Below are 6000 nucleotides of genomic sequence, written 5' to 3'. Positions count from 1 at the left end.
AAGGTGGCCAACGCAGGGAACTGAAACATCTAAGTACCTGCAGGAAAAGAAAATAAATGAATGATTCCCTAAGTAGTGGCGAGCGAACGGGGAAGAGCCCAAACCGGGACGGCGTGCTGTCCCGGGGTTGTAGGACCGCATTTAGAAAGTCGCATCAAGTTGAATCATCTGGAAAGATGAGCCATAGCAGGTGATAGCCCTGTAGGCGTAAATTGCGATGGACGAGCGGTATCCTGAGTAGCGCGGGACCGGAGGAATCCTGTGTGAAACTGCCAGCACCATCTGGTAAGGCTAAATACTCCCTAGAGACCGATAGTGAACCAGTACCGTAAGGGAAAGGTGAAAAGTACTCCGAACAGGAGAGTGAAATAGTACCTGAAACCGTGCGCCTACAAGCGGTCGGAGCCAAGAAATTGGTGACGGCGTGCCTTTTGCATAATGAGCCTACGAGTTACTCCTCACTGGCGAGGTTAAGTTCTTCAGTAACGGAGCCGCAGCGAAAGCGAGTCCTAACAGGGCGCTTAGTCAGTGGGGGTAGACGCGAAACTTTGTGATCTATCCATGGGCAGGTTGAAGGTTTGGTAACACAAACTGGAGGACCGAACCCATTAGCGTTGAAAAGCTATGGGATGACCTGTGGATAGGGGTGAAAGGCCAATCAAACTGAGAGATAGCTCGTTCTCCCCGAAATGTTTTTAGGAACAGCCTCGTATAACAGACGTATCATAGAGGTAGAGCTACTAATTGGGCTAGGGGGCTTCACCGCCTACCAAACCCTAATAAACTCCGAATGCTATGATATATCTACGGGAGTGAGGCTGTGGGCGCTAAGGTCCATGGCCGAGAGGGAAATAACCCAGATTAACAGCTAAGGTCCCTAAGTGTATGTTAAGTTGAACAAACGCAGTTCAAACCCTAAAACAGCCAGGATGTTGGCTTGGAAGCAGCCATTCATTTAAAGAGTGCGTAACAGCTCACTGGTCGAGGGTTTGGGCACGGAAAATAATCGGGCATCAAACATACTACCGAAGCTTTAGGATCCCCGCTAGGCGGGTGATCGGTAGGGGAGCATTCTGTACTGCATCGAAGGTGTACCGCGAGGTATGCTGGAGCGTACAGAAAAGAAAATGTAGGCATAAGTAACGATAAAAAAGATGAAAAATCTTTTCGCCGTAAGACTAAGGGTTCCTGATCAACGCTAATCGGATCAGGGTTAGTCGGGTCCTTAGGCAAAGCCGAGAGGCGTAGCTGATGGCAAACTGGTGAATATTCCAGTACCTGCTATAATTTCGATGGGGTAACGGAGTAGTGAAAGGACTGCGCACTTACGGAATAGTGCGTTAAAGGGTGTAGGTATACCGATTGTAGGTAAATCCGCAGTTGGTGCTGAACCTGATAGTACACAGAAGCTTCGGCTGAAGTGATAATGTCCCTAATCAGACTTCCAAGAAAAACCTCTAAGGTTAGGTTATAGCAGCCCGTACCGTAAACCGACACAGGTAGTCGAGGAGAATATCCTAAGGCGCTCGAGTGATCCATGGTAAAGGAACTAGGCAAATTGACGCTGTAACTTCGGGATAAGGCGTACCACAGTGATGTGGTCTCAGTAAAATGGTCCAACCAACTGTTTAACAAAAACACAGGGCCCTGCAAAATCGAAAGATGACGTATAGAGCCTGATACCTGCCCGGTGCTGGAAGGTTAAGGAAGGGTGTTCGTAGCAATACAAAGCTCCTGACTGAAGCCCCAGTAAACGGCGGCCGTAACTATAACGGTCCTAAGGTAGCGAAATTCCTTGTCGGGTAAGTTCCGACCTGCACGAATGGTCTAATGAGTTGGACACTGTCTCTACCATGAGCTCGGTGAAATTGTAGTATCGGTGAAGATGCCGGTTAATCGCAACGGGACGGAAAGACCCCGTGAACCTTCACTACAACTTAACATTGATTTTGAGTGCCAGATGTGTAGGATAGTTGGGAGACTATGAAGCGGCTTCGCCAGGAGTCGTGGAGTCAACGTTGAAATACCAACCTTCTGTTACTTAGAGTCTAACCCGGCAACGGGGACATTGTTTGGTGGGTAGTTTGACTGGGGTGGTCGCCTCCTAAAAAGTAACGGAGGCTCGCAAAGGTACCCTCAGTACGGTTGGTAATCGTACGCAGAGCGCATTAGTAAAAGGGTGCTTGACTGTGAGGCAGACAAGCCGAGCAGGTGCGAAAGCAGGCTAAAGTGATCCGGTGGTTCTGTATGGAAGGGCCATCGCTCAAAGGATAAAAGGTACTCCGGGGATAACAGGCTGATCTCCCCCAAGAGCTCATATCGACGGGGAGGTTTGGCACCTCGATGTCGGTTCGTCACATCCTGGGGCTGGAGAAGGTCCCAAGGGTTCGGCTGTTCGCCGATTAAAGTGGCACGTGAACTGGGTTCAGAACGTCGCAAGACAGTTCGGTCCCTATCTGTTGTGATCGTTAGTAAATTGAGAGGACATGACCTTAGTACGAGAGGACCGGGTCGTACGTACCGCTGGTGTATCTGTTGTGCCGCCAGGTGCAGTGCAGAGTAGCTATGTACGGGCAAGATAAACGCTGAAAGCATCTAAGCGTGAAACTTACCTCAAGATGAGTTTACTTTTAAGGGCCGTCGAAGACGACGACGTTGATAGGCTACAGGTGTACAGGTGGTAACATCAAAGCCGAGTAGTACTAATTGCCCGTAAGCTTTAATTTTATTTTTACGCTCTTGATCTAAACTAAAGGTATCCGCAAGGAAACCGATCAGTAAAGAGCGTGTTTTACAACTTCCCGATATGTAAATTTATTAGTAGTAAGATACTTAAAGATCTTATGGTGGTTTTTCCGAGGGTGTTCACCTCTTCCCATTCCGAACAGAGAAGTTAAGCCCCTCATGGCCGATGGTACTGCACTATCATGCGGGAGAGTAGGTAGCTGCCATATTTATTGAAAAAAGGTTCAGGAGCAATCCTGGACCTTTTTTTATTTATACCCTTCCCGGAATGCGACCTAAATTGCATTGCTACTGCCATAACTTGATCCCGCTTCCCTGCGTCCAAACTTCTTCCATCCATCAAAAGCAATAGCGTATTGCAAAAAGTGGGTCCCAACCCAGCCCGTGTTCTTTATACCTCAACTCCCAGATCCAAAAATCTTCCAGTTGCAGTTGAACTTCGGAATTGACGTGGATTCCTTCCGCAGTTGCCGCGCTTGTAAGGTTGCCGATCTGCCGCATCCGGATATCGCCGGCATCTATCTGGTTTACAGGCAAAAGGCGTTTCGCTGGAAAAAAGCGGCTACAGACGACGGACTGAGCGACCTTATCCGCGAAAACCTCGCCCACCTTGCCTCCCACTATGTAATAATGCCGACAACCCATTCCGGCAACGGTCTCAGAAATGAATTGCTACGACAGCTGCTGACCTGGCACTCCCTGCACACCAACTTCCAATCCACCTTACAATTATTCAACACCCATTATCGTTATCCGGACAGCAAGGAAATGTGATCAACCATCATCACCTGCATACAACAGTACGAAACGATGATGCCCGACAATATGTATTTAGTAAAAGACGAGGCCCTATAGACTACCATCATGCCGACACTATACCAGGTCTTGGGCGTCCCGGAAAATGCGACGCCTGCGTTCATCAAAACTGCCTTCCGGAAGTTGTCCATGCAATACCATCCGGACCGCAATCCCGGCAATCCCGCCGCGGAGGCCCGTTTCCGTGAAATCCTCGAAGCATATCGCATCCTTTCCGAACCAGACGATCGCCTGCGCTACGATCGCCAACTGGCCTGGAGCCGCGTACCCCCAGCTCCCCACGCCACGCAAACCAAGCAGACTAAACAACAACCGGCAGGCGCATACCGGAACCCCGCTCCACCGCCTCCTGCTGCACCTCCACCGCGCCCCATGCCCCTGAAATTCATGGGCATCGTGCTGGGCGCCTTAATATTGCTTTTCGTAGGGCTGTACAATTTCGGCCCGAAACCCAAAGCCGCAAATCTTCCCGAAATAGCATACATCCCACAGAACGAGGTGAAACTTCCGAAAGGCGTCTCCCCGGAACAGCGCGTCCTGTTTGCCAACGGCGATACCGTCACATACGGCGAATGGCGCGGATCCATCTCCAACCACACTTTCGTCGAATCCTGGCAATCGTTTGGCGCATACGCTACGCCCGCGTTGTCTGTCACCATTTATTTCACGCCAGACAGGCATACCTATTGCGATTTCGTGTTCCTGGAAGACGGAAAAGGCACCTTCCGGCAGGTATTCCGCTACCACGGCGGTACTTATAAAAACGGCACTCTTATCCAGCTTTTCTTTGGAAGGGATGTGGAACCGGCCAGCTGCGGCGATTGCGAAGCGGAAGGCCTCCCCCATCCCGGGATCACCGGAATATTCCTCCGCGAATTAACGGAAGGCTACCGCTTTGAAAACGCATCCCAACGCTATGAAAGAAAACTCCGCAAGAACCTCGAATGGCTGGCCGCCAATGCGGATACGATGGATTTCGGACCGGGCGGCCTGCAGCGGCAATTTCTCCGCCAAATGCTGACATGGCATTTCCTGCATCGCGCGGAAGCCTCTGCCGAAGGGGTTTTCAGGGAATATTACACAAGGCCGGACGTGGATAAAGCCTGGGAAGAAATCGCCCGGCTGATAAAAGACTATGAAAATAAAATAGCCTTCGATATTGCATTACTGCAGTCGAAGGCTATCTGAGCCACCCATCGGAATCGAACCGACGACCTGTTATTTACGAAACAACCGCTCTAACCAGCTGAGCTAGGGTGGCAGGTGGTGCAAAAATAATGTCCGGAACGAAATAAATTACCATCGCACCCAAAAAAATCTTTATTTATTCTTCTTCGCTTTCCTCTTCTTCTTCCTCATCGTCTTCCAGCATCGCTTCGCGAACGTTATCCGCTTCAACGGAAAGCGCCTCCCACAGGATGTCTTTCAACTGCTGCAAACCAGTTTGTGTAACGGCGGAAATGAAAACATGCGGCACATCGGCGGGCAGTTCGGCGGAGATGGCTTCCTGGAGCTCTTCGTCGAGCATATCGCTTTTGGAGATGGCAATAAGGAATTGTTTATCGAGAAGCTCGGGATTGTATTGTTCGAGCTCGTTGACGAGAATGTCGAATTCCTTTTTGTGATCGGGGCTATCGGCGGGGATAACGAACAGCAGCACGGCGTTCCGTTCGATATGGCGGAGGAACCGGTGGCCAAGGCCTTTGCCTTCGTGCGCGCCTTCGATGATACCCGGAAGGTCGGCCATGCAAAACGAGCGATCGTCGCGGTAATGCACCATGCCGAGCTGGGGCGTGAGGGTAGTGAAGGCGTAATTCGCGATTTTAGGCCTGGCGGCTGTGATGCTGGACAGGAGGGTGGATTTGCCGGCGTTGGGGAAACCCACGAGCCCGACATCCGCCAACACTTTGAGTTCCAATACTTTCCAACCTTCGAGGCCGGGTTGGCCCGGTTGGGCGTATTCGGGTGCCTGGTTGGTGGCGCTTTTGAAATAGGCGTTGCCGCGGCCGCCCTGGCCGCCGGGCATGAAGATGATCTCTTCGCCGTCTTTCATCACTTCCGCTTCCACTTCGCCGGTTTCCTCGTCGCGGACGATGGTGCCGAGGGGCACTTCGATCACGATATCTTTCCCGTTGTGGCCGGTGCAATTGTCGCCGCTACCGTTTCCGCCGTTTTCGGCCAGTACGTTTTTGTACCAGCGAAGGTGCAGCAGCGTCCACAGCTGGGAGTTTCCGCGAAGGATGAGGTGCCCGCCGCGGCCCCCGTCGCCCCCATCGGGACCGGCGAGCGCCTTGAATTTGGTGCGCATAAAGTGCCTGCTGCCGGCGCCACCGTGGCCGGATTTACAGAATACCCTGATATAGTCTACAAAGTTCTCCATGATTCAATATTTGCCTGCATCGGTGTTGGCCGGTAGCAAAAAGCAAAACGCAAAGATCG

Annotated in this window: 3 protein-coding genes, 1 tRNA gene and 2 rRNA genes; 4 read left to right on the top strand and 2 right to left on the bottom strand. The window is 51.3% G+C overall.

The genetic code is table 11. The annotated features are described in order from the left end of the window. The 4 genes from ACQKLP_RS25275 to ACQKLP_RS25260 form a co-directional block, all read left to right on the top strand. A 23S ribosomal RNA gene (locus ACQKLP_RS25275) occupies nt 1-2727 on the top strand; the annotation flags it as partial. Between the two features lie 115 nt (nt 2728-2842). After that, a 5S ribosomal RNA gene (gene rrf, locus ACQKLP_RS25270) occupies nt 2843-2954 on the top strand. Nucleotides 2955-3171: 217 nt separating this feature from the next. After that, complete coding sequence (locus tag ACQKLP_RS25265; RefSeq protein WP_427325885.1) at nt 3172-3519, top strand: hypothetical protein; 348 nt, start codon at nt 3172-3174, stop codon at nt 3517-3519. 90 nt (nt 3520-3609) lie between these two features. After that, nucleotides 3610-4749, top strand: a complete 1140-nt coding sequence (locus ACQKLP_RS25260; protein WP_427325883.1) for a J domain-containing protein — start codon at nt 3610-3612, stop codon at nt 4747-4749. Here the strand turns inward: ACQKLP_RS25260 and ACQKLP_RS25255 are convergent. Continuing rightward, a tRNA-Thr gene (locus ACQKLP_RS25255) sits at nt 4749-4822 on the bottom strand. The two genes, ACQKLP_RS25260 and ACQKLP_RS25255, sit on opposite strands and share 1 nt — an antisense overlap. Before the next feature lie 63 nt (nt 4823-4885). Next, nucleotides 4886-5941 (bottom strand): GTPase ObgE, encoded by a 1056-nt coding sequence (gene obgE / locus ACQKLP_RS25250; RefSeq protein WP_427325881.1) that lies wholly within the window; start codon nt 5939-5941, stop codon nt 4886-4888. Nucleotides 5942-6000 lie beyond the last annotated feature (59 nt).

It is taken from the genome of Chitinophaga sp. NPDC101104 (assembly GCF_050277495.1).
Lineage (GTDB): Bacteria > Bacteroidota > Bacteroidia > Chitinophagales > Chitinophagaceae > Chitinophaga.
The sequence above is the reverse complement of the archived record's forward strand: the minus strand, read 5'-3'. Positions and strand labels throughout refer to the sequence as shown.

Bases quoted from the DNA above. Each gene is read 5' to 3' on its own strand.
- ACQKLP_RS25260 (WP_427325883.1), top strand. From the start codon at position 3,610: ATGCCGACACTATACCAGGTCTTGGGCGTCCCGGAAAATGCGACGCCT.
- obgE (WP_427325881.1), bottom strand. From the start codon at position 5,941: ATGGAGAACTTTGTAGACTATATCAGGGTATTCTGTAAATCCGGCCAC.